The organism is Streptomyces sp. NPDC026092 (assembly GCF_040638605.1).
Taxonomy (GTDB): domain Bacteria; phylum Actinomycetota; class Actinomycetes; order Streptomycetales; family Streptomycetaceae; genus Streptomyces.
In genome coordinates, this window is record NZ_JBEZYN010000006.1 from 242,535 (window position 1) to 264,960 (window position 22,426).

The 22,426-nt window shown below is 70.2% G+C and carries 15 protein-coding genes and 1 pseudogene; 8 read left to right on the plus strand and 8 right to left on the minus strand.

Features of this window, described 5'->3' with window-relative positions; genetic code table 11:
• Nucleotides 1-23: 23 nt before the first annotated feature.
• From AB0F56_RS12480 to AB0F56_RS12490, 3 genes are all read right to left on the minus strand, one after another.
• On the minus strand, nucleotides 24-539 hold the full coding sequence (locus AB0F56_RS12480) for a MaoC family dehydratase (RefSeq protein WP_362007472.1): 516 nt from the start codon (nucleotides 537-539) through the stop codon (nucleotides 24-26).
• A 49-nt stretch (nucleotides 540-588) separates the two neighbouring features.
• Nucleotides 589-1,839 carry an aminotransferase class I/II-fold pyridoxal phosphate-dependent enzyme gene (locus AB0F56_RS12485; protein WP_362007474.1) on the minus strand — a complete coding sequence of 417 codons (1,251 nt, stop codon included), beginning with the start codon at nucleotides 1,837-1,839 and terminating at the stop codon, nucleotides 589-591.
• Nucleotides 1,840-1,921: 82 nt separating this feature from the next.
• On the minus strand, nucleotides 1,922-3,361 hold the full coding sequence (locus tag AB0F56_RS12490) for an MFS transporter (protein ID WP_362007477.1): 1,440 nt from the start codon (nucleotides 3,359-3,361) through the stop codon (nucleotides 1,922-1,924).
• 110 nt (nucleotides 3,362-3,471) lie between these two features.
• Here AB0F56_RS12490 and AB0F56_RS12495 point away from each other — a divergent pair, with 110 nt between their 5' ends.
• The 4 genes from AB0F56_RS12495 to AB0F56_RS12510 all read left to right on the plus strand — a co-directional run bounded on the left by AB0F56_RS12495 (nucleotide 3,472) and on the right by AB0F56_RS12510 (nucleotide 8,917).
• On the plus strand, nucleotides 3,472-4,119 hold the full coding sequence (locus AB0F56_RS12495; RefSeq protein ID WP_362007478.1) for a hypothetical protein: 648 nt from the start codon (nucleotides 3,472-3,474) through the stop codon (nucleotides 4,117-4,119).
• A gap of 106 nt (nucleotides 4,120-4,225) precedes the next feature.
• Nucleotides 4,226-6,439, plus strand: coding sequence for a VCBS repeat-containing protein (locus AB0F56_RS12500; protein WP_362007480.1), 2,214 nt, complete (start codon nucleotides 4,226-4,228; stop codon nucleotides 6,437-6,439).
• Nucleotides 6,440-6,643: 204 nt separating this feature from the next.
• The gene (locus AB0F56_RS12505; RefSeq protein ID WP_362007882.1) at nucleotides 6,644-7,855 is read left to right on the plus strand and encodes a Cmx/CmrA family chloramphenicol efflux MFS transporter; all 1,212 of its coding nucleotides are present in this window, start codon (nucleotides 6,644-6,646) and stop codon (nucleotides 7,853-7,855) included.
• Between the two features lie 102 nt (nucleotides 7,856-7,957).
• Complete coding sequence (locus AB0F56_RS12510; RefSeq protein WP_362007482.1) at nucleotides 7,958-8,917, plus strand: hypothetical protein; 960 nt, start codon at nucleotides 7,958-7,960, stop codon at nucleotides 8,915-8,917.
• A gap of 81 nt (nucleotides 8,918-8,998) precedes the next feature.
• Here the strand turns inward: AB0F56_RS12510 and AB0F56_RS12515 are convergent, their stop codons facing one another.
• Complete coding sequence (locus AB0F56_RS12515) at nucleotides 8,999-9,283, minus strand: DUF4031 domain-containing protein (protein WP_362007484.1); 285 nt, start codon at nucleotides 9,281-9,283, stop codon at nucleotides 8,999-9,001.
• Nucleotides 9,280-9,636 (minus strand): hypothetical protein, encoded by a 357-nt coding sequence (locus AB0F56_RS12520; RefSeq protein WP_362007487.1) that lies wholly within the window; start codon nucleotides 9,634-9,636, stop codon nucleotides 9,280-9,282. Before AB0F56_RS12520 ends, AB0F56_RS12515 begins: the two co-directional genes overlap by 4 nt.
• A 308-nt stretch (nucleotides 9,637-9,944) precedes the next feature.
• Between AB0F56_RS12520 and AB0F56_RS12525 the strand changes: the two genes are divergently transcribed.
• From AB0F56_RS12525 to AB0F56_RS12540, 4 genes are all read left to right on the plus strand, one after another.
• Nucleotides 9,945-10,793, plus strand: coding sequence for a MurR/RpiR family transcriptional regulator (locus AB0F56_RS12525; protein WP_362007885.1), 849 nt, complete (start codon nucleotides 9,945-9,947; stop codon nucleotides 10,791-10,793).
• Nucleotides 10,794-10,827: 34 nt separating this feature from the next.
• A complete protein-coding gene (gene murQ / locus AB0F56_RS12530) occupies nucleotides 10,828-11,760 on the plus strand; it encodes an N-acetylmuramic acid 6-phosphate etherase (protein WP_362007489.1) in 933 nt (310 codons plus the stop codon).
• Between the two features lie 52 nt (nucleotides 11,761-11,812).
• Nucleotides 11,813-13,300: a PTS transporter subunit EIIC gene (locus AB0F56_RS12535; protein WP_362007491.1), complete on the plus strand. Its 1,488-nt coding sequence runs from the start codon at nucleotides 11,813-11,815 to the stop codon at nucleotides 13,298-13,300.
• Nucleotides 13,301-13,397: 97 nt separating this feature from the next.
• Nucleotides 13,398-13,688, plus strand: coding sequence for a deoxyxylulose-5-phosphate synthase (locus AB0F56_RS12540; RefSeq protein WP_362007493.1), 291 nt, complete (start codon nucleotides 13,398-13,400; stop codon nucleotides 13,686-13,688).
• 40 nt (nucleotides 13,689-13,728) lie between these two features.
• Here the strand turns inward: AB0F56_RS12540 and AB0F56_RS12545 are convergent.
• The 3 genes and pseudogenes from AB0F56_RS12545 to AB0F56_RS12555 form a co-directional block, all read right to left on the minus strand.
• Nucleotides 13,729-13,806 (minus strand): annotated as a pseudogene (locus AB0F56_RS12545) (hypothetical protein); the annotation flags it as partial.
• 120 nt (nucleotides 13,807-13,926) lie between these two features.
• Nucleotides 13,927-14,307, minus strand: a complete 381-nt coding sequence (locus tag AB0F56_RS12550) for a hypothetical protein (RefSeq protein WP_362007496.1) — start codon at nucleotides 14,305-14,307, stop codon at nucleotides 13,927-13,929.
• Between the two features lies 1 nt (nucleotide 14,308).
• Nucleotides 14,309-22,096: a ricin-type beta-trefoil lectin domain protein gene (locus tag AB0F56_RS12555; protein ID WP_362007888.1), complete on the minus strand. Its 7,788-nt coding sequence runs from the start codon at nucleotides 22,094-22,096 to the stop codon at nucleotides 14,309-14,311.
• Nucleotides 22,097-22,426: the final 330 nt, after the last annotated feature.

Sequence of the window (22,426 nt, forward strand, 5' to 3'; positions counted from 1 at the left end):
GGAGAGGATGCGGACGGCCGTGCTCAGGCACTCACGCGCGCACAGGCGACGGGATCCTCGGCCGCGGGCATCGACGACAGACGTGCGGCCTCGGTACCGGCGGGACGGCGCCGGAAGATGCTGTGCAGGATCATGCTGAACACGGCCGTCCCGTCGGCGGCCACGAGCGTGCACCGCGGCTTGACGGTGCCGGTGGCGGGGTTGAACGGCGACGGGGTGGAGCCAAGGATCTCCACGCGGGCGGTGAGCACGTCTCCCGGGCGGACGGGCCGCAGATAGCGGACCTCGTCGATGCCGGGCGACCCCAGGCAGGCGCTGTAGGCGAGCAGTCCGTCCACGTAACGGCGCATGAAGAGCGCCTGGGTGTGGAAGCCGCTGGCGATCAGGCCCCCGAACGAAGAGTTCTTCGCGAGCTCCTCGTCCGTGTGGAAGGGCTGCGGGTCGAAGCGCCGGCCGAACTCCAGCACCTCGTCCGTCGTGACGGTGACGGTGCCCAGTTCATGGACGTCGCCGGGCCGGAAGTCCTCGAAGTAGCGCATCGCGCTTCCCCCTTGACCTAGGAGAGATCGTTCCCTGGCAACACCCAATTTACGAATGGCTCGTTCTTTTTGTCAACCCAAAAGAAGCGCTCCAGGGTCGGCCCGTCGGTCCAGGCCGCTCCGCGAGAACCCGCTCGAAGTCCCCCCACAGGTCCTCGACGTCCTCGATCCCGACGGAGAGCCGTACGAGCCCCGGCGCTATCCCGGCCGCCGCCAACGCCCGTGCGTCCAGCTCGCGATGGGAGGTGGAGGCGGGGTGGGCGACGAGGCTCTCGACCCCGCCGAGCGAGAGCGCGAGCCGGGCGACCCGTACCCCCTCGATGAAGGCCCGCCCCGCCTCCCGCCCGCCGGCCAGCTCGACGGAGAGCAGCCCGCCGCCCCCGGAGAGCACCTTGCGCGCGGTGTCGTACGAGGGATGGCCCGGGAGCCACGGGTAGTGGACGGCCGTGACGCGCGGATGCGCGGCGAACCGCTCGGCGAGCACGGCGGCGTTGGCACAGGTTTCGCGCATCCGCAGCGGGAGCGTCTGGATCCCGCGCAGGGTGAGCCAGGCGGCGAACGGGTCGGCGCAGGCGCCCAGTTCGACGGTACGGGGCCAGATCCGGCGCCGTAGCCCGTCGTCGGCGAAGACGGCGGCGCCGCCGAGGACGTCGGAGTGCCCGGAGAGGTACTTGGTCGTGGAGTGGACGACGACGTCGGCCCCGAGCTCCAGGGGGCGGCACAGGACGGGCGAGGCGAGGGAGTTGTCGACGACGGAGGTGATCCCGAGCCGACGGGCGACGGCGAGCAGCGCGGGCAGGTCGGGGACCCGGCCGGTGGGGTTGGCGATGGTCTCGAGGAGGAGGAGCGTGGGGACCCTTCCGTCGGCGGCCCGGCGCTCGACCTCACCCGGGTCGTCGCCGTCGACGTAGGCGACCTCGATCCCGTACCGGGCGGAGAGATCGGAGAGGACGGCGTACGTCCCGCCGTACAGGCAGCGCTGCGCGAGCACCCGGTCGCCGGGCCGCAGCAGGGCGAGGAGGACCCCGCTGATCGCGCCCATGCCGGACGCGAAGGCGAGCGCCCCGGCCCCGCCTTCGAGCCCGGCGAGGGTCTGCTCCAGGGCCCGTACGGTCGGATTGCCGCGCCTGCTGTACGCGTACGGCCCGTCGGGCCCCGACATGGCCTCGGCGAGCGCGTCGGCGGAGTCGAAGGCGAAGGCCGAGGACTGCACGAGCGGCACGGAGAGGGGCCGACTGCCGGGCGGGGGCGGGTCGTTGACGACGTGGACGGCGCGGGTGCTGATGTGGTGGTGGCGCACGGCGGGTGCTTCCTTCCGGTACGGGGAAGGGGCCGCCCGATGAGATCGGACGGCCCCTGGAGGTGTTTTTCGTAGCGCCGTATCAGGCGGAGACCTTGTCGCCGCTGGGGGCGGACTCGGCCGGGGCGCCGGCGGCGAGGGCCTTGTCGCTCTTCATGACGAGGAGGGTGACGACACCGCCGACGGCGGCGATGACGGCGGCGCCGATGAAGGCGGCGGAGAAGCCGTCGGTGAGGGCCGGGAGGTTGCCGAGCTGGTCCGCGCCCTGGGACATGGCGAGGGCGGTGAGCGCGGCGAGACCGAGGGCGGAGCCGACGTTGTAGGTGGTGTTGACGATGCCGGAGGCGAGACCGGCCTGCTCCTGCGGGGCGCCGGACATCGCGGCGATCATCGCCGGGATGTAGGCGAGGGACATGCCGAGCGCGGCGACCAGCGAGGCGGGCAGGACGTCGACGAGGAAGGTGCCGGTCGGCGGGACGGCGGCGAGCCAGACGAGCCCGGCCGCGAGGACCAGCAGACCGCCCGCGATCAGCGGCTTGGCACCGTAACGGCCCATGAGGCGGGCGGTGATGGCCGTCATGAAGATCATCAGCAGGACGGTCATCGGGAGCAGGGCCGCGCCGGAGGCGAAGGCGCCGTAGCCGAGGACCTGCTGGAGGTAGAGGTTGAGGAAGTACCACATCGGGATCCACGCGGCACCGAGCAGCGTCATCGCCAGGTTGGCCGAGCCGAGGCGCGGGATCCGCCACACGCCGAGCGGCATGAGCGGCTCGCGGACGGACTTCTGGATCACGAGGAAGAGGACGAGCAGGGCCGCGGCGCCGACGAGCTGGAGGACGGTACCGGTGGAGCCCCAGCCGACCTCGGGGGCGCGGACGACGGCGAAGACGGCGAGCGCGAGACCGGCGGTGACGGCGACGGCGCCGAGGACGTCGACGGAGCCGCGGCGGGACTCGACGGGCGGGAGGACCTTGGTGGCGGCGAGGGTGGCGAGGCCGATGGGGATGTAGATGATGAAGACCCACTGCCAGCTCATCCACTCGGTGAAGACACCGCCGAGGAACACACCCGCCGTACCGCCTGCGGGGGCGGCGGCGCCGTAGAGCGCCATCGCCTTGCCGAGCTCCTTCGGGTCGTGCATGAAGAGGATCATCAGCAGGGTCATGGCGGAGGGCGCGATGAGCGCGCCGCCGACGCCCTGGACGGCACGGCCGGCGATCTCGACCCAGGCGGTCTGCGCGGCGGCGGCGAGCACCGAACCGGCGATCATCACCACCCAGCCGGTGACGAAGATCCGGCGGGCGCCGAGCAGGTCGGAGAGCCGGCCGCCGAGCAGCAGAAGACCGCCGAAGACGATGACGTACGCGTTGAAGATCCACTGCAGCTCGCTCTGCGAGAAGCCCAGGTCCTTCTGCATCTCGGGCAGCGCGACGCCGATGATCGAGGTGTCCATGATGACCATGAACTGAGCGGCGGCGAGCACGACAAGTGCCCACCAGCGCCGGGGATTGACGGTTGACATTGCCCTGCTCCTTCGCTCGACGCATACCCCTAGGGGGTACCTTCGCGGAGCACCGTAGCATACCCATGGGGGGTATGTAAGACGGAGCGGATCCGAGGGATGATCCCCCCATGACCGCAGACGTGGACCCCGCACTCCTCGCACGCTGGACCTCGACCCTGCTGGCGGCTCGGGGCTCGGACCTCCCGCCGGCGGAGCCGTACGGCAGGAACCTGCTGACGCGCTGGTCGGAACCGCAGCGCAGGTACCACACGGTCGACCACCTGCGGGCGGTCCTGGACCGCATCGACGAACTGCCGCACGTCGGCGGCGACGTGGAGCTGGTCAGGCTGGCGGCCTGGTTCCACGACGCGGTCTACCGCCCGGACCGCTCCGAGAACGAGGAGCGCTCGGCGACCCTGGCCGAGAAGGCCCTGACGGAGGCCGGCTTGGACGCGCACGAGGTCGCGGAGGTGGCCCGCCTGGTCCGCGTCACGGTGACGCACGACCCGGCGGAGGGCGACGCCAACGGCGAGATCCTGTGCGACGCGGACCTGGCGATCCTGGCGACGGACGAGGGTACGTACGGGGGGTATGTGCGGGCGGTCCGCGAGGAGTACGCCTTCGTCCCGGACGACGCCTTCCGCCAGGGCCGCGCGGCCGTCCTCCGCCAACTCCTCGCCCTGCCACGGCTGTTCCGTACGGAGTACGGGGCGACGCACTGGGAGGCGCGGGCGCGACGGAATGTGGAGGGGGAGCTGGCGGGGCTTGAGGCCTGACGAAACCGCGCCCGATCTTCGTACAACTTTCCGCCGTTTCGTGAGTCTCCTCAGGTGGCGCATGGTTCGCCAGCACATTTCTGTTTCATCTGAGGGGGAACCTCACGTGCCTCACGCACGCTCGACCCGGCGTCGGCTCCTGGCCGCCGCCACCACCGTCCTGGCCGTCACGCTCGGGGCGGGCACGCTGACCACCCTGCCCGCGAGCGCCGCGACCGCCGCCGACCCGGCGACCGGCGGGACGGCTTCGCGGACGGATGCCACGAACGCCGCGGCGCCGATCCCCTTCCCCAAGGACGCCGTGTTGACGGACGCCGGACTGACCGGATTCCTCTCGCGCGCCAAGGGAACCTCCGACCAGCTCTGGACGCGCTACGCGGACGGTTCCTCGCGGGGCCTCGGATGGTGGAACCACCTGCGCTCCTCGCGGACCACGGACTACCTGGTCTCCGACGAGCAGAGGATCGTCACGCTCAAGAACCTGAGCACCGACGCCACGCTCAAGGTCCGCGTGGGGCTCGAAGCCGACGGCATCATGTACGCCGGCTCGGCGGGGCATGCGGCCTTCACCAAGTCCGCGAAGGGCACGAACCTCCGGATGCACCGGCTCGACACGGAGGGCGGCGCGGTGAACGTGACCGGCCTCCCGGCCGACGCGACCGGCATCTACGTCGCCCCCGGTACGCCCGAGGACGCCCTCGTCACCTTCACCGACGGCACGACGAAGAAGTGGGGCCTGCTCGACCTCGCCACCGGCGCCGTCGACGAGATCCGCAACCGTACGTCCGGCTCGCTCAAGGGCGACGTCGCCGTCTCGGAGACCCACGTCGCGTGGACGGACGGCGACGACCTCGACATGCCCGCGATCCACCTCCTGGACCGCGCCACGGGCACGGTCCAGCAGATCCCGATCGCGAACGGGTACGCGAGCGACGTCCAGATCGGCCTGGTCGGCGGCTGGGTGGTGTACGGCGAGCCGGGCGGCATCTCCAACGGCAACACGAGTTCGCTGTACGCCCTCACCGCCTACGACCCGGCCACGAAGGCACAGGTCAAGCTCCTCGACCACCTGACCTCGTCCGCCGCCGCCCCGGACGGCCTGTACGTCCGAGGCGGCACCGTCGCCCAGGGCGAGGGCCTCTACAAGCTCGTGCCCGGTGCGGCCGGCGCGGCTCCGGTCGTCACCCTGGTGGCGAGCACCGGCGAGCCCACCCACGCCGTCATCGGCGGCAACGACATCCCCGCCACCGTCGACCTCGACAAGAACGGCGGAAGGGCGAGCTTCACCTGGCAGGTCTCCCGGACCAGCGTCGAGGCGACGATCACCCTGCGCCACGTCCGGACCGGACAGACCCGTGAGTTCGTCCGGAGCCACCCGTACACCCCGAGCGTGACGGTCGACTGGGACGGCCAGATCGGACCGGCCTTCACCAGCGCGTACAACGGCGACTACACCTGGCACATGGCCGTGAAGCCGCTCAACGGCATCGGTCCGGCCACCTCCGCCTCCGGCAGCTTCAAGGTCGTCCGGAAGACGGTGCCGCACGACTTCGACGACAACGGCAGCGCGGACGTCCTCTTCCGTGACACCTCGGGCAAGCTGTGGCGGAGCGACACCACCTACTACCGGGAGTTCAACCAGCTGACGGCCGACTCGCGGCAGTCGCTCGGCGGCGGCTGGAACATCTACGACAAGATCGAGGCGACGGGCAACCTCGGCGGCTCCGCCGTCGGCGACCTCGTGGCCCGGGACAAGGCCGGTCTGCTCTGGCTCTACCAGGGAACCGGCACGGGCGGCTTCGCCACCCGCGTGAAGGTCGGCACCGGCTGGCAGATCTACGACAAGATCGCGGCCGGCAGCGACCTGACCGGGGACGGGCGTCCCGACCTCGTCGCCACCGACAAGGCCGGCGCGCTCTGGCTCTACAAGGGCACCGGCTCCGCGACCGCCCCGTTCTCCGGGCGGACGAAGATCGGCAGCGGCTGGGGGATCTACAACGACCTCGTGGCCGTCGGCGACATCGCGGGCGGACCGGCGGGCGACCTGTTCGCCCGGGACAAGGCCGGTGTCCTCTGGCTGTACCTGGGCAAGGGCGACGGCACCTTCACGGCGCGTACGAGGGTCGGCGCGGGCTGGGGCGCGTTCAGCCAGCTCACCGGCATCGGCGACGGCGACCGGGACGGCCGCCCGGACCTCCTGGCGACGAACCCGTCGTCGCAGAAGTTCTACCGGGGTACGGGCGACTGGCGCGCGCCGATGCGCGGCGGCCTGTTGGCCTCCGTGCCGTGGGCGAGCGACGCGGGCAACCTCGTCTTCTGACTCTGAGACCACCGGACGCCGGTCCCACCCCCGCGGGGGCGGGGCCGGCGTCTTCGTCCGTATCGCGAGACACTCCTCCCCCGGGGAATGACAGGGGTGACCTGCGGGTTGACGCATGTCATGCCGTCAACCCCCGCCGAGCCCACCGTCCCCTCCCCCGCGCCTTCCCCCGGGCCCTCCCCCACCCCCACCGCCGCCACCCGCATGCCGCTGGCCGTCTACATCCTCGGCCTCTCCGTCTTCGCGCTCGGCACCAGCGAATTCATGCTGTCCGGGCTGCTGCCGCCCATCGCCGACGACATGAACGTGTCCATACCCCGGGCGGGACTCCTCATCTCGGCCTTCGCGATCGGCATGGTCGTCGGCGCCCCGCTACTCGCCGTCGCGACCCTCCGGCTCCCGCGCAAGACGACGCTCGTGACCCTGATCACGGTCTTCGGCCTCGGCCAGGTCGCCGGCGCGCTCGCGCCGAACTACGCCGTCCTCTTCGCCTCGCGGGTCCTGAGCGCGCTCGCGTGCGCCGGCTTCTGGGCGGTCGGGGCGGCGGTCGCCATCGCGATGGTGCCGGTGAGTTCGCGGGCCCGCGCGATGGCGGTCATGATCGGCGGCCTCTCCATCGCCAACGTCCTGGGTGTCCCGGCGGGCGCCTTCCTCGGCGAGCACCTCGGCTGGCGGGCCGCGTTCTGGGCGGTCGGCGTGGCCTCGGCGATCGCGCTGGTGGGCGTGGTCACCCGGATCCCGCACATCCCGCTCCCGGAGACGAAGCCGCGCCTCAAGGGGGAGCTGGCGATCTACCGGGACCGGCAGGTACTGCTGTCGATCGTGATCACGGCGCTCGCGGCGGGCGGCGTCTTCTGCGCGTTCTCGTACCTCGCGCCGGTCATCACGGACGTGGCCGGGATCGACGCGCGCTGGGTCTCCGCGATCCTCGGCCTCTTCGGCATCGGCGCGCTGATCGGTACGACGATCGGCGGCCGGGTCGCGGACGCGCACCTCTTCGGGGTCCTGCTCAGCGGCGTCACGGCCTCGACGGTCTTCCTGGTCGCCCTGGCCCTCTTCGCCTCCAGCCCCGTCGCGGTGATCGCGCTCTCGTTCCTGCTCGGCGTCTCGGCCTTCTACACGGCCCCCGCCCTCAACGCCCGCATGTTCAACGTGGCCGGCGCCGCCCCGACCCTCGCGGGCGCCACGACGACGGCCGCCTTCAACCTGGGCAACACGGCGGGCCCCTGGCTCGGCGGCACCACGATCGACGCGAACCTCGGCTTCGCCTCGACGGCCTGGGCGGGCGCGGCGATGACGGTGGTCGCCCTGGGCACGGTGGCCCTCTCGCTCCGGCTGACCAAGTCCCGCCCCTCCCGCGTCGTGTTCGGCGCCTCCGCGCAGGAGCCGGAGAAGACCCGCGTATCGTCACGCTGATCCCGACCGACGGGGTCCACGCACACGGGACCGGGGAACTCAGTGATACGCAGCAGGACGTGGGCGGCGGGAAAGACCGCCGGGGCAGCGGCGGGGGCGGTCGTGTTCGCCTTCGCGGGAACGGTGTCCGGCGCGGCGCCCGCCACCGCCGCGTCGGCGGACTTCACGTACGAGGTGACGCGGAACGCCGACACGTACAAGGACGTGCCGGGCACCGAGATCGCGTTCAGCGCGGCCGCGGGGGAGAAGTCGTACCTGTGGTCCCGGTATTTCTCCGTCGACCCCGTCGACACGCTCTCGGCCGGTGACAACATCGGCAACACCTTCGCGATCCGTTGCCGCGACGCGGACGGGACCGCGCTGCCGACCGGCACCGAGGGCGGGGCCTACTGGGCGGCGAATCTGGTGCCGCCGATCGAGGCCTCGCTGACCGCCTCCCTGCGCTGGGTGTTCGTCGCGCCCGCGGACGGCGACTACACCTGCCGTCTGTCGGTCGTCTCGTACTCCTCGATCATCCAGGGCAGCCGTACCGTCACCATGCGCGTGCCGGCCGGCGCGGAGCTGGCCCGCAAGACCACTGCCGACTACCCCACCATCGCCCGCTGGACCCTGCTCCAGGGGACCGGCGTCACGGTCGCCCGGGCCACCACCGCCACCACCCTCGGCTACACCGTCACCCCGACGGGCGCCCCCACCATCTCCCTCTACCAGGACGCCGCGCTTTCGACCTGCGCGGCCGGCTCCTCGATCTGCTCCGGCGGGACCAGCGCCTACACCGGCACCACCGTCGAGACCTGGGTCGAGGCCCAGCCCCGCAACCCCGACGGCTCGCTGTGCGGCGGCCCGATCACGGGTCCGGTCGCGCGCTGGAACATCTCCAACGCCAAGCACCACCAGACGGCGGCGAACACGCTCACGCTCACCACCGCGCAGCTCGGCGGCTGCAGCCAGGTCCGTACGACGCTGAAGGTACGGAACGTCGACGGCAACCCGGTCAAGATCCACGACGGGCACGCCACGGACGCACTGACGGCCACGCACGGGGCGGCGATCACCTACTGAGTACGAGCCCGGCGGGGGCGGGGGCGGGTCCGGGCCGGGCGCTGTACGGGCCGGGCAGGGCTCTGTACAGGGCCGAGCCCGTCAGGCCTCCGCAGGCCAGTCCTCCGGGCGCCCCTTCGGCCGCCGCAGGCCCGCCTCCGTGATGAGGCGTACGAGTTCCTTCGAGCCGACCTCGACCGCGCCCGCCGCCACCGCGTCCGCGTAGCGGTCGGACGGGATGTCGTAGTGGTCGCGCTCGAAGGCGCGGGGCGGGGCGCCGATCGCGGCGGCGAAGGCGTGGAGTTCGTCGTGGGAGACGTCGCTGACCAGGTGGGACCACATGCGGCCGTGGCCGGGCCAGGTCGGCGGGTCGATGTAGAGGGTCACGTCAGTCCGCCCACCGGGGCGACGACCACGCCGGCCTTGCCGCAGACCCAGTGCGGGTCGGGGCCGAGTTCGGGTTCGACGTCCAGGGCGTGCGGGTCGCCCGTGGGGCAGACGGGGCAGAGGGGCCAGCGTCCGTACCGTTCCAGGAGGGCGTCCTGGACGTCCTGGGCGACGAGGCCTGCGACGTACTCGGTGCCTTCGGGCCACTGCTCGACCCACCAACGGCGGTGGGTGACGGCGTCCTCGACCAGTGACACGACCTCGGCGGCGGCCACGTCGCGCGCCGCGAGATCGGCGAGGACCAGGGCTCGGGCGGCGTGCAGCGCCTGCTCCAGAGGGTCGATGTCGTCCATGCGCACATTGTCACCCGACAAGCCTCAGGGGCGAAGGTCCCGTCCGCATCCGGGACCGTACGGGGACTTCCGGGGACTCATGGGGTCTTGACGCCTCCCGCGCTCGAAAATATCTTTCAGGTGTGACCAATGACGTGAAGGAAAGTTTCAGCGGCCAGGTGCCCGCGCCCGGGGCCCCGACCTCAGGGCCGCCCTCCACCGCGTCCACCCCCGCCCCGGCGCAGGTCCGAGGCACCGGCTCCGCACCCACCCCGGGCCAGGCCCTCGCCGAAGCCGCCCCGCCCGCGCCCGCCGCGCTCGCGGCCAAGGTGCGGACGCTCGCGCCCTCCATGACCCGCTCGATGCAGCGCGTCGCCGAGGCCGTCGCCGGGGACCCGGCCGGCTGCGCCGCCCTCACCGTCACGGGCCTCGCCGAGCTCACCGGCACCAGCGAGGCGACCGTCGTCCGCACCGCCCGCCTCCTCGGCTACCCCGGCTACCGCGACCTGCGCCTCGCCCTCGCCGGCCTCGCCGCGCAGCAGCAGTCCGGCCGGGCTCCCGCGGTCACCGCCGACATCGCCGTGGACGACCCGATCGCGGACGTCGTCGCCAAGCTCGCCTACGACGAGCAGCAGACCCTCGCCGACACCGCCGCGGGCCTGGACACCGTCCAGCTCGGCGCCGCCGTGGCCGCCCTCGCCGGCGCCCGCCGCATCGACGTCTACGGCGTCGGCGCCTCCGGCCTCGTCGCCCAGGACCTCGTCCAGAAGCTCCTCCGCATCGGCCTCCTCGCGCACGCGCACAGCGACCCGCACCTGGCCGTGACCAACGCCGTGCAGCTCCGCTCCGGCGACGTCGCCATCGCGATCACGCACTCCGGTTCGACCGGCGACGTCATAGAACCCCTCCGCGTCGCCTTCGACCACGGCGCCACCACGGTCGCGATCACCGGCCGCCCGGACGGGCCCGTGACGCAGTACGCCGACCACATCCTCACCACCTCCACCGCCCGCGAGAGCGAACTGCGCCCCGCGGCCATGTCGTCCCGTACCAGCCAACTCCTGGTCGTGGACTGCCTGTTCACCTGCGTCACCCAACGTACGTACGAGACGGCGGCCCCTGCCCTCGCGGCCTCGTACGAAGCCCTGGCCCACCGCCACTCCCCCCGCACCCGCTGACCAGAGCCCCGCCAGAGCCCCGAAAGAGCCGCACGTGTCTTCAACTTCCTCAGCTACGTACTCCGAACTGCGCGCCCAGCTGGCCACCCTCGCCACCGAGGCGTTCCGTCCCGAACTCGCGGAGATCGACCAGCTCCCGACGCTCGAGATCGCCCGCACGATGAACGCCGAGGACCAGACCGTCCCGGCCGCCGTCGCGGAGCGGCTGCCGCTGATCGCGGCCGCGATCGACGCCACCGCCGCCCGTATGGCGCGCGGCGGCCGCCTGATCTACGCGGGCGCGGGCACGGCCGGCCGGCTCGGCGTCCTCGACGCCAGCGAGTGCCCGCCCACGTTCAACACCGACCCGTCGGAGGTCGTCGGCCTGATCGCGGGCGGCCCGTCGGCGATGGTGAAGGCGGTGGAGGGCGCGGAGGACTCGCGCGAACTCGCCGCAGCCGACCTCGACGAGCTCGGCCTCACCCCGAACGACACGGTGGTGGGGATCTCCGCCTCGGGCCGCACTCCGTACGCCATCGGCGCCGTCGAACACGCCCGAGCGGCGGGCGCGTTGACGATCAGCCTGTCCTGCAACGCGGACAGCGGACTGGCGGCGGCGGCCGAGCACGGCATCGAGATCGTCACGGGCCCCGAACTCCTCACCGGCTCGACGCGCTTGAAGGCGGGCACGGCCCAGAAGCTGGTCCTCAACATGATCTCGACGATCACGATGATCCGGCTGGGCAAGACGTACGGAAACCTGATGGTGGACGTCCGCGCCTCCAACGACAAGCTCCAGGCCCGCTCGCGCCGGATCGTCTCGCTCGCGACCGGCGCGCCGGACGAGCAGATCGAGAGCGCGCTTGCCGAGGCGGACGGCGAGGTGAAGACCGCGATCCTGATGATCCTGGCAGACATCGATGCCAAGACGGCGGCCGAACGCCTCGACGCCTCAAAGGGCCACCTCCGAGCAGCCCTGACCCCGTAACACCCGCCCCCTGTACGTCCCCCACTCCCCGCACAGCAAGGCACCACCGCACATGAGCACAGACGACAAGAACCGCGCCATCGCCGCCGCGATCCTCCCGCTCGTCGGCGGCCCCGAGAACATCGACTCGGTGGCTCACTGCATGACCCGGCTCCGGCTGGGTCTGCGGGACCGCTCCCTGGTCCAGGACGACGCCCTGCGGGCGCTGCCGGCCGTGATGGGCGTGGTGGAGGACGACACGTACCAGATCGTGCTCGGCCCGGGCACGGTCGCGCGGGTGACGCCGGAGTTCGAGGCGCTGGTGGCGGCGGCGCCGAAGCCGCCGGCGGACGACCTGGCGGCGCAGGGCGCGGCGATCAAGGCGGCACAGAAGGCGCGCAACTCCACCCCCTTCAAACTCTTCCTCCGCAAGATCGCGAACATCTTCGTCCCCCTGATCCCGGCACTGATCGGCTGCGGCATCATCGCGGGCCTGAACGGCCTCCTGATCAACCTGGGTTGGCTGCCGGGCGTGACACCGGCCCTGGCGGCGATGGCAAGCGGCTTCATGGCCCTGATCGCAGTATTCGTAGGCTTCAACACCGCGAAGGAATTCGGCGGAACACCGATCCTGGGCGGCGCGGTGGCAGCGATCATCGTCTTCCCGGGGGTGGCGAAGATCGACGCGTTCGGCCAGACGCTCTCGCCGGGCCAGGGCGGAGTACTGGGCGCGCTGGGCGCGGCGGTACTGGCGGTGTACGTCGAGAAGTGGTGCCGCCGCTGGGTCCCGGAGTCGCTCGACGTCCTGGTGACGCCGACGCTGACGGTCCTGGTGTCGGGCCTGGTCACGATCTTCGGTCTGATGTTCGTGGCGGGCGAGATCTCCACGGCGATCGGCGACTTCGCCAACTGGCTGCTGGCCAACGCCGGCGCGGGCGCGGGCTTCGTCCTGGGCGGCCTGTTCCTCCCCCTGGTGATGCTGGGCCTGCACCAGGCCCTGATCCCCATCCACACCACCCTCATCGAGCAGCAGGGCTTCACGGTCCTGCTCCCGATCCTGGCGATGGCGGGCGCGGGCCAGGTCGGCGCGGCGATGGCGGTCTACCTCAAGCTCCCCCGCAACGGCTCCATCCGCCGCACCATCAAGTCCGCCCTCCCGGCCGGCTTCCTGGGCGTGGGCGAGCCCCTGATCTACGGCGTCTCCCTCCCCCTGGGCCGCCCCTTCGTCACGGCCTGCGTAGGCGGCGCCTTCGGCGCCGGCTTCGTCGGCCTCTTCAACATGCTGGGCACCAAGGTCGGCTCCACCGCCATCGGCCCCTCGGGCTGGGCCCTCTTCCCCCTCCTCGACGGCAACAAGGGCCTGGCCGAAACGATCGCGATCTACGCGGCGGGCCTCCTGACCGGCTACGCGGTCGGCTTCGTAGCCACGTACTTCTGGGGCTTCAGCCCCCGCCTCCTGGAGGAACACAACGTGAACACGGACCCGGTCGAGACCCCGGTGGCAGCGGCCGGCACCACTCCCCCGACCACGACCCCGGAACCGCAGCCGCTGAAGGTCTGACCAACGGCGCCACACAAACGAAGGGCCGCCCCCGGCGCAAAGCCGGGGGCGGCTAATTTCGTGGCCGCCCCGCCTCGCGCGCCCCTACGCTGCCCCCATGGGACACGCCAAGACCTCGTACGTCTGTCTGCCGTGCCGCGCCTCGTACAAGCAGCCGTACGACAAGGACCGCGCACGGCGGTGTCCGCGGTGTGCACGCGAGATGATCCACGCCGGTTCCGCCTTCGCCACCCCGCCCCGCCGTGACAGGGCCGCCTGGCGGACCCTCACACTGCTCCTGAACGCCGGCGTCGGCTTCCACAAGTCCTGCTGCGGCGGCCCGGGCTACCGCCCCCGCGAATTCCGCGAAGCCCGCACCTGGCTGGCCACCCGCCGCCCCACTCACTGAAGCCCGCCGCCCCACAGGATGCCTCGCTGGGCGGCGAGCCTTACCAGGTCGTCAACGGCTGCCACCCCACGCAGGCGGGCCGCTTCCCGCCAGAGGCCACAAACTCCCGCGCTGCGCGACGGAACCCACTTGGCGATCGTTGCTGTCGCGCCCTCCGACGTCAAAACCCAGCGGCCCCACCAGACAAAGATCCAGTGGGGCCGCTGGGGCATTCTGGAGCTTCCCCTATCCGCGGTGTTTACTCGGGACCGGTGGTGGGGTCACTTTCGGGGGAGGAGCCAAACCCCATACATCCGACCACTTTGAGCGGTTGCGGATCAAGGTAGAGACGAAAGAGGTATCCGCCTCGTTCGCGATCGTCCACGTTGGCCACAAGAACGCCCTGCTCACCCTTTTCGGCAAGACCCGCAAGGCATTCCGTGATCCCGACAACCGGCTTACCGCGCCGCTGCAGACTTCCCACCCTCCCGCGAAGGATGCCCCGAAGCATCGACGCTGGAAGAGGTTTGAGCCAGATCTCGAAAGGCGCTCCGGAAAGCAATGCATTCTTGGCCTGAATGCTGGCATCGGAGTCGGACTCGAATGCAGCGAGCAGTTCACTCGCGGATACCTCGTTCACCTCATCGCCGCCCGACTGGTGTCCAGGTTCGCCCGAAGTCGAAGCTGATGTCGTCGGCCAGGATTTCACCAACGATGAGATGCTCGTCTTCGAAGAACCTTTCATAGGGACCGCCGTGGATCTGGATGTTTCTCGACGGCCCTATGGCGGGATCGATGCTTGCCACCCTGATGCGCAACATCACACCTCTCCCAATCCACTCGTCTCCCCGATTCTGGGCAAAGAACTCGGCACTTTCGAAGTCGTCCGACCACGACGTGAAGATGGTATCCGTGCCATCTCCACCCGAGTGGTCGTTCATGTCCGAGCGGGTTCCGCGGGGCACCGCACGGCCTTGCGCAGCGGTGTCATAGCTATGGTGCCCCTCGACGACACCGCGGTAGTAGTACCCATCAACGTTCGCTCCACAGTTGTGGACCAAAACCGGGGCGCTACCCGCCGCAACATAGTACGTGTGGACATCCGAGACGGTCAGGTTGTGGACCGTCGCGCCCTGCGACGTCCAACGTTCGACCGCACCGATCTGGACCCACGTGCCCGTGCTCGTCCGGAGCCACTGGCCCGGCTTCAGGTCCGTGGCGTCGAGCCACTTGCCGAGGTCCGGGACCCAGAAGGGGTGGCCGTCCGTCGCCGTGATGTCGGACGTCTTCGTGCCCGACTTGCCGTCGACGTCGATCGTGACCTTGACCAGGTGCTTCAGGCCCTGACCAGTGATTTCGGCCGTGACCGTCTCGACGCGGGTCTCGCCCGTCTTCGGGTCGGTGGCAACGACCTTGTCGCCGGTCTTGACCTGCTCGATCGGCTTCGTGGAGCCATCGGCCATCAGGACCTTCGTACCCGGCACAAAGCTGTTGCCTGGCGTCTTGCAGGAGCCGCCGGACGAGCCGCCGTTGCTGCGGGACGAGCCGCCCGACGAGCCGCCGGCCTTCTGCGTGCTGACCTTGCCGCCGCCTCCGCCGCCCTTGCCCTTGCCCGAGCCGGCCGCCGACGAGGACTTCGGAGCCGCCTTCGCCTGCGCCTGCTTCTGGACCGGGTTACCGGTCTTCTTGGAAGTGTTGACCGCCTTGTTGCTGGTGGTGTTGACCTTCTCCGGCGGCTTCTTCTTGGCCGCTTGCGCGGCCTTCTTGGCCTTCTCGATCGCCGCCTTCTTGGCGTTGAGCGCCGCCGCCTCGGCCGCCCTGGCGGTCTTGAGGACGATCTCAGCCGCCTTCTTCGCTGCCCTGAAGGCCTGGATCGCTCCGATCGTGCGGTCGATGGCCCTGATGACGCCCGGAATCTTGAAAGCCTTCGACCACGGGATCAGGTCGAAGATGAAGCTTCCACAGCCCCAAAGGTCACCACCGAAGCAGGCAACGGCGTCATCCAGCGAGGGGATGAACTCGCTCAGGACAGCCCAGGCGGCGCCCAGGATCACCGAACTCAGCGACTTGCCCATCGTCGCCTGGGCCTGCGCGACCTCAGCCGCCGAAAGGCCGGCGCCCATCAACGCCGCCGCCTTCTCCGACGCCGTCAGGCTGATCGCCAGACCCGTCGGATCAGAGTGCGTCACCGGATTGTTGTGCGCGTACGCGTACCCGTTCGACTGCAGAGGGTCGTTCAGGTCGAGCACCGGGTCGACGGACAGGAAGCGGCCGACCACCGGGTCGTACAGACGGGCGCCGAGCGGCGTGTAGCCGGACGCCGAGTCGTCGGTCTTGCCCAGGAAGCCCTTGTGCGTCTCGATGCTGGCCGCGGCCTTGTCGATGCCCCGGCTGTTGCCGAACGGGTCCTGCTTGCGGATCAGTACCGGCTGCTTGTCGAAGAGCCCGACCTCCGCGTACGGCGTTCCCTGGTGGTCCATCGTCACGGCGCGGAGCCTTGACCCGCCGGTGCCGTACGCGACGCGCACCACCGCACCCCCCGGGGCGGCGTAGGTGCGCTGCGTGCTGACGAGGACGCCGCCGCGCTGGGCGATCACCTCGGCCTCGCCCAGGTGCAGGGTGGCCTGCTTGCCCATGATGGTCAGCAGTCGGCCACCGTCAGGACCGTAGATGTGACGGGTGTCGTTCTGCGCCGCCCACAGCTGGGCCGCAGCGGTGCCGTTACAGGTCGCGAGCACGACCGGCGTGCTGTTGGCGCTGAGCCCGTCCTTGACCGCCAGGCACAGACCGGACGCGACGTGCGTCAGCTGGCCTGCCGTGTTCCGGCGCAGTTCCTGTGCGGCCGAACCGTCGCACTTCTGGACCTGCACATCCGAGCCGACCGTGTTCGCCACCGGCCGGACACACCACGTGTCCTGTACCGACAGCGTGCCCAGGTTCGGGTCGGGCTGAGCCCCCTCTCTCGGAGCGGGCTTGGGGGTGAACCGGAAGTTCTGCGCCCCCGAGGCGTTGCAGACGTACAGCTGGATGGCCTGCCCGGCCGCGGCGCGTCCGGACCTGAGGTCCAGGCACTTGTCCGCGAGCCCGACGTACTGCGTCTTGCCGCCGCTGCCCTGGCCGGTGATCCGGTCGATCTGGCCGTCATGGGTCCAGGACAGCTCCTGCTTGTCGCCGTTCTCGATCGAGGTGACCGTCTTCGTCTCGCCGGTCAGCTCGTACAGACGCGTGGCCTCCGCCTTCACGGCGGCGCCCGCGGGCGTCGTGTACGTCTTCGACACCTTGGTCAGCGTGCTCGGCTGGCTGCCGTCCGCCTTGCCGTAGGTGTAGGTCGTCTCGGCGTCCTTGGCCGTGACGCCGCCGAGGTCCTTCTCGGTCAGCTTGGTGCGGTTGCCGAGCAGGTCGTACTCGTACTCCTGCCAGTAGCCGGAGCCGTCCGTGCCCGCGACGGCGTTGATCGTGCCGTCGGTGTTCTTCGGACCGGCGGAACACGAAGTCGCACCCTTGTCGGTCCACGCCTGCTTCAGCTGGCCCAGCGGGTCGTACGAGAAGCACTGGCGCTCGTCGATCCCGGTGGAGTGCTCCTTGATCCCGGTGACGTTGCCCGCCGGGTCGTAGGTGTACGAGCGGTGCGAGACGAGGTTGCCGCCGACCAGGGACGTGTCCCCGGTGTTCTCGCGGTAGGCGTACTGGTCCTTCAGCTCACCGCTGGCCTCGTCGAAGGTGTTCTGCGTCCACACCCGGTACGGCTGCGCGCCCAGGGTCGAGCGCATGACCTGGCCGTACGGCGAGTAGACCGTCTCCGAGCCGTACCAGTCCTTGCCGGAGATCGAGAGCGGCAGGCCGTCCTTGTTGTAGCGGACCACCAGCTTCTCGGCGGCGAGAGCGCCGACCGCCGGAAGAGAGGCCTCCTCCAGCTGGCCCGTGTCGGAGTACGTGTAGCCGTACGTGTACGAGCTCTGCAGACCCCAGGTGTCGGCGATCGACTGCGGCAGGGTCAGCGTCGTCGACGTCGGCTGGTACTCCTGGTTGTAGCCGTTGACCTGCTGCTTGTACGGCAGTCCGTCGGTGTAGCGGGTGACGGTGGCCGGAAGGCCCTTGGCGCCCGCGACGGTGTCGTACGTGAACTCCGACAGGAGCGTGCCGTCGGAACCGCCCAGCTTCTGCTGGACCGGCCGGGACAGCTCGTCGTAGCCGTTCCACACGGTCTTGCCGCGTGCGTTGGTGACGGTCACCGGCCGGTCGCGGTGGTCGTACTTCGTGCTGCTGGTGCCCGAGTTCGGGTCGGTGGACGAGTCCATCCGGCCGCGGTGGTCATAGGTCCAGGAGTATGTGTGCCGCTCGTCGGCGGCGTTGACCGCCTTCACCAGCTGGCCGCGGCTGTCGTACTCGTACTTCATCGACGTGAACCCGCCGGGAGCCGCCGGGTTGAAGGTGTCCACGCGGGACGTGCGGCCCAGCGCGTCGGTGAAGATCCGGTACGAGGCCGCACCCTGCGGGTTGATGACCTTCGACCAGTCCTGGCCGTACTCGTAGCGGGTCGCCCGCTCCGGGAACGCCTTCGACGTGGCTCCCTCGGACCCCGGAGCCTCGTACTTGAGCCACGGGGTCTCCTGCACCACGCGGCCCAGGCCGTCGTACGTGTACTTCGTGGTGTTGGGGACGGCCGTGTCGGCGTCCGGGGTGAACAGCTCGCCCGGCTTGGCCTTGTGCGTGAGATAGGCGTTGTTGGTCTGGTAGACCTCACCCGCGCTGTTGTACAGCGTGTCCGTGATGAGGTGGCCGCGACCGCCGGTCGCCTCCTCCTGCGTCTGCCGCTCCCGGCCGAGGCCGTCGTAGATGGTGACGGACGTCTCGATCCGGTCCTTCTGGCCGCGTGCGTACGTGGTGACGTACGGAGGCTTACGGATCGTGTGGGTCGGGTCGTCCGGGTGGGGCTCTTCCTCGGGAATGGTGTACACGGCCCTGAAGTCCGGCACAGCCGTCGGCGTACGGCCCGGCCCCCACGCCTTGGAGAGCCGGCCCAGCGGGTCGTACTCCGCCTGGCTGACCCGGCCGTTGAGGTCCGTGGTCTTGACGCCCACGGACCGGCCCGGCTCCAGCTCCTGGATCTGCTCATGACCGAGGGAGTTGCGCTCGGTCACCTTGAAGACCTGGCCGGTGGGCGGGTCGTAGGTGATCGTGGAGGACTTCTGGTCCGGGTCGGTCTTGCGGATGACTCGGCCGATGCCGTCGAAGCCGGTGGTGCCGTTGGTCTGGAACCCGGTGCCCTCGCCGTTCAGCGACCAGGACTCGGTGGCCAGGCCGCGCGTGGTGCCGGCGAGCGGCGCACCGTAGGCCGCACCGTCGTACGCCGTGCGCGTGCCGCCGCTCAGGGACTTCAGATCGCCGAAGTCCGCGTTCCCGCACAGAGAGGGCGAGGTCAGGGCCTGCTTGGTGAGACCGATGATGTTCTTGTCGATCTCGTGCACGTACTCGAGCTTCGAGCAGCTCTCGTCACCGGTCCTGCCGGTGTCACCCAGGAACTCGACCAGAGCGGGCAAGCCGTAGGTCGGCTCGTACATCGTCTTCGTCTCGACGATCCGCTCGGTGCGCTTGTCGTCACCGGTGCCGGAGGACTTGGTGTACGACAGGGTCCGAGGCTCGGTGACGCGCCAGGCCTTGAGGTCGCTCAGGCCGTCGTCGCGGTCGCGCTTGGCGAGTTCGGTGGCTTCGGGGACGGTGATGGAGCGGGTCAGCCAGTCCGTGTCCGCGTCGCCGCTGTCGGAGTAGGTGAGCTCCTCGGCGATGCGGCCGGCGAAGGGCTCCTCGTCCTTGGCTATCTCCTGGCCGTGGATGTCCTTGACCGGGACGGTGCTGCCCATGCCGCGGAAGTAGCGGACCACGGACTTGGTCTTGGGGTTGTTAGTGGCCGGGCTGTCCCCGGAACCCGCACCGTCGTCGGTGACGTTCCGGTCCACGCCAGTGATCGTGGTGGTCTGCTCGACCCCTGCGAACTGGGAGTACGTCCGCGTCGACTTCTTGGTGAACTCCGCCTCGGCGAGCCGCCAGCCGGGGTTCATGTACGCGTACTGCGTCGTGGTCGGGTACGAGTCGGTGACGTTGGGGAGTTCCTCGATGGTGTCCACGACGTACTTGTGGAACCAGTCGATGTCCTCGACCTCGGGGTCCGGGTGCCAGAACGCCGGGTAGCAGAGCCGGTTGTTGGCCTTGAGCGCGGCCGTGTCGTTCTTGCCGGGCAGTCCGGTGCCGGTGGCGCAGTCGCCGGCCGGCTTCTTGTAGGTGACGACGGTCTCGCCGCCGTACTCGTTGATGACACGCGCGATCCGGAGCCGGGAGAAGCCGGGGGCCGCGTCGTCCTTGACGCGGTTGGGCATGTCCTCCGGGTTGTGCTCGAAACGCACCGCGTTGAGCGGCGTCTTCTCGCCGGTGTCTCCCTGCGGCCCGAAGCCGGTGCGCTGGATCGACTCCAGCCACAGGGCGGTGTTGGTACCCGTCCTGTGGACGGGGAAGTTCTGGTGCAGCGTGTAGGCGTCGACTTCCTGGCGGGCGGTCGAGCCCTTCTGGCGCTGGGACTCCGTCGTGATCGATGCCAGGCGCTTCCGGGACCAGAAGGTCGGGCCCGCGTTCCAGCAGGGCTTGGCCTTACGGCAGTTCAGGTCGGCCGGAGTGTCGTACCAGATCCGGTAGGCACCCGGGTCCTTCGAGGTGAAGTTGGCCTCGGAGCAGGTGAGGGATCCCTCGGTCTTGCACCGCTCGTCGACGGCGAACGTGACCCGCGCCGGGGCCTCGGCGGTGAAGATGCTGTCCTTGCGCTGGCCGTAGTCGATGTGCGACAGGTAGCCGTCACGGTGGTACTGGACCGGGGTGTTCCACTGGAAGTTGCGCGCGTAGTAGTTCGTGTCGCGCTTCCACCACAGGGACATGGCGTTGCCGTGGACGTCCTCGACGTAGTCGAGGTTCCAGCGCCAGGCCTGGTCGCAGCCGGACTTCGGCCAGTCGCCGGCCTTGTAGCAGGGCTCGCCGGGGTGGTTGCCGTACACCGGAACCGCGAGGACGGAGTTCGTGTAGTCCTTGCCGTCGGTCCAGCCCGGCAGCTTGTTCAGGCCGAAGTGGTACTTGGTGCCGTCCTTGGTGGTGACGACCCAGTACTCACCGTCCTCGTCCTTGATGTTCCCGTCGCCGGTGCGCGGGTCCCGGGAGGTGTCCTTCTTCAGCTCGATCGTGGAACCGTCACCGTTGGCGGTGAACCACTTCTCCTTCGTGGCGTCCCACACCAGCTCGGTGGTCGTGCCACCGAGCGAGAGGGTGGCGTTCTCCGAGCCGTAGCAGAGGTCCGCGGTGCGGTGCGTGGGGTTGTTGGACCCGGGCTTCTTCGAGTCCTGGCGGCATCCGGCGTACGTACGGGTGATGGAGCCGGGGTTGTAGTCCCAGCCGTCACCGATCCACGAGGCCTGGTTGTTCGTGCCCGAGGTACGGCCGTCGACGGACTGCGAGGAGTAGGAGAGGGCGACCTTCGGCATCAGGCCGCCGGCCGTCTCCGGGGTCTGCACCTGGTACGCGTACGTGAAGGCGCCCGACGAGGCGCCCGCCGACCAGGAGCCGGAGGACAGCAGCGGCGAGGCCGTGAAGTCGCCGGACCGGGAGGCGCCGGTGTCACCGACGGCGACGGTGGAGCTGCCCGAGGCGCTGACCACGGGGAGCGCGGCGGTACGGACGGAGGCACCGGTGGGTGCGGGGGCGGCCTCGCCGCCCATCAGCTTGCCCACGGACACGGTGCCGGTGACGATCTGACGCTGCGGAGCGTTCTTCGCGACCCTGCTGCCGGTCGGAGCCTCCGACGCGGGCACCGTCTCCACCGAACTGGTCAGCTGCTCGAACGAGTCCGAGGCGTCGCCGCCCGACATCGGCTCCGTACCGCCGCCACCGTCCGCGCAGTCGCCGGTCGTGGGTGCCGAGAAGACGCAGTCGGGCACGACCATGATGCCGAAGCGTTCGGATGCCCGGGGCCCGTAGAGGTCCTCGAAGCCGGCGGTGTCCACGCTGAGCGTGATCTCGCCGTTCGGATCGGCGTCCGCCGGCGGCGTGATCTGCATGACCAGACCTGCCAGCCCGGCCTCCTGGGACGTCGACTGGGGCGCCAGATCGACCTTCCACTGACCGTCCACGTCGGTCGGCAGCGTGCCTTCGGCGACTCCGATCCCGACGGGCAGCCCGTTGCTGACCGGGGCCGTCTCTCCGACGGGTACGGCTGCCGGGTCGGCGGTACCGAGGCCCGCCTGCCAGGGAGTGAGGGCGGTCGGAGCATAGGGTTCGACCGGATCGACCTTGGCCGTGGACAGTTCCTTCGGCGCCGTGACATCCCCGTCGAGCGGCGCGTCCGGGGGCAGTTCGGGCAGCTTGACCTGCGCCGCGTCCTCCTCGCGGCTCATGCCGGGACCCGGTGCCGCCCACGCCTGCGCGCTCAGGCTCGTCACCGACAAGGTCGAGGACAACAGAAGGACGATCGCCGTGCGGCCGAGCCGCCGACGTCGTCGTTGTGACTCCGTCATGGCTGGGCGTCCCCGCCCCAGCCATGACAGCGGACCTGAAGCACGCATACGCGCCGACTCCCACTGAGGCAACCCAGACAAAAACCGATGAGGTGCGGAAACACCAAAGGGCGCACGCCTGCTCCAGGCGCACGCGTGTGCACCCTCTGTCATGAACGCCGCGCGATTCAAGATCAGACAAAGCCACGGAACGTAAGGCACGTGAGCTGC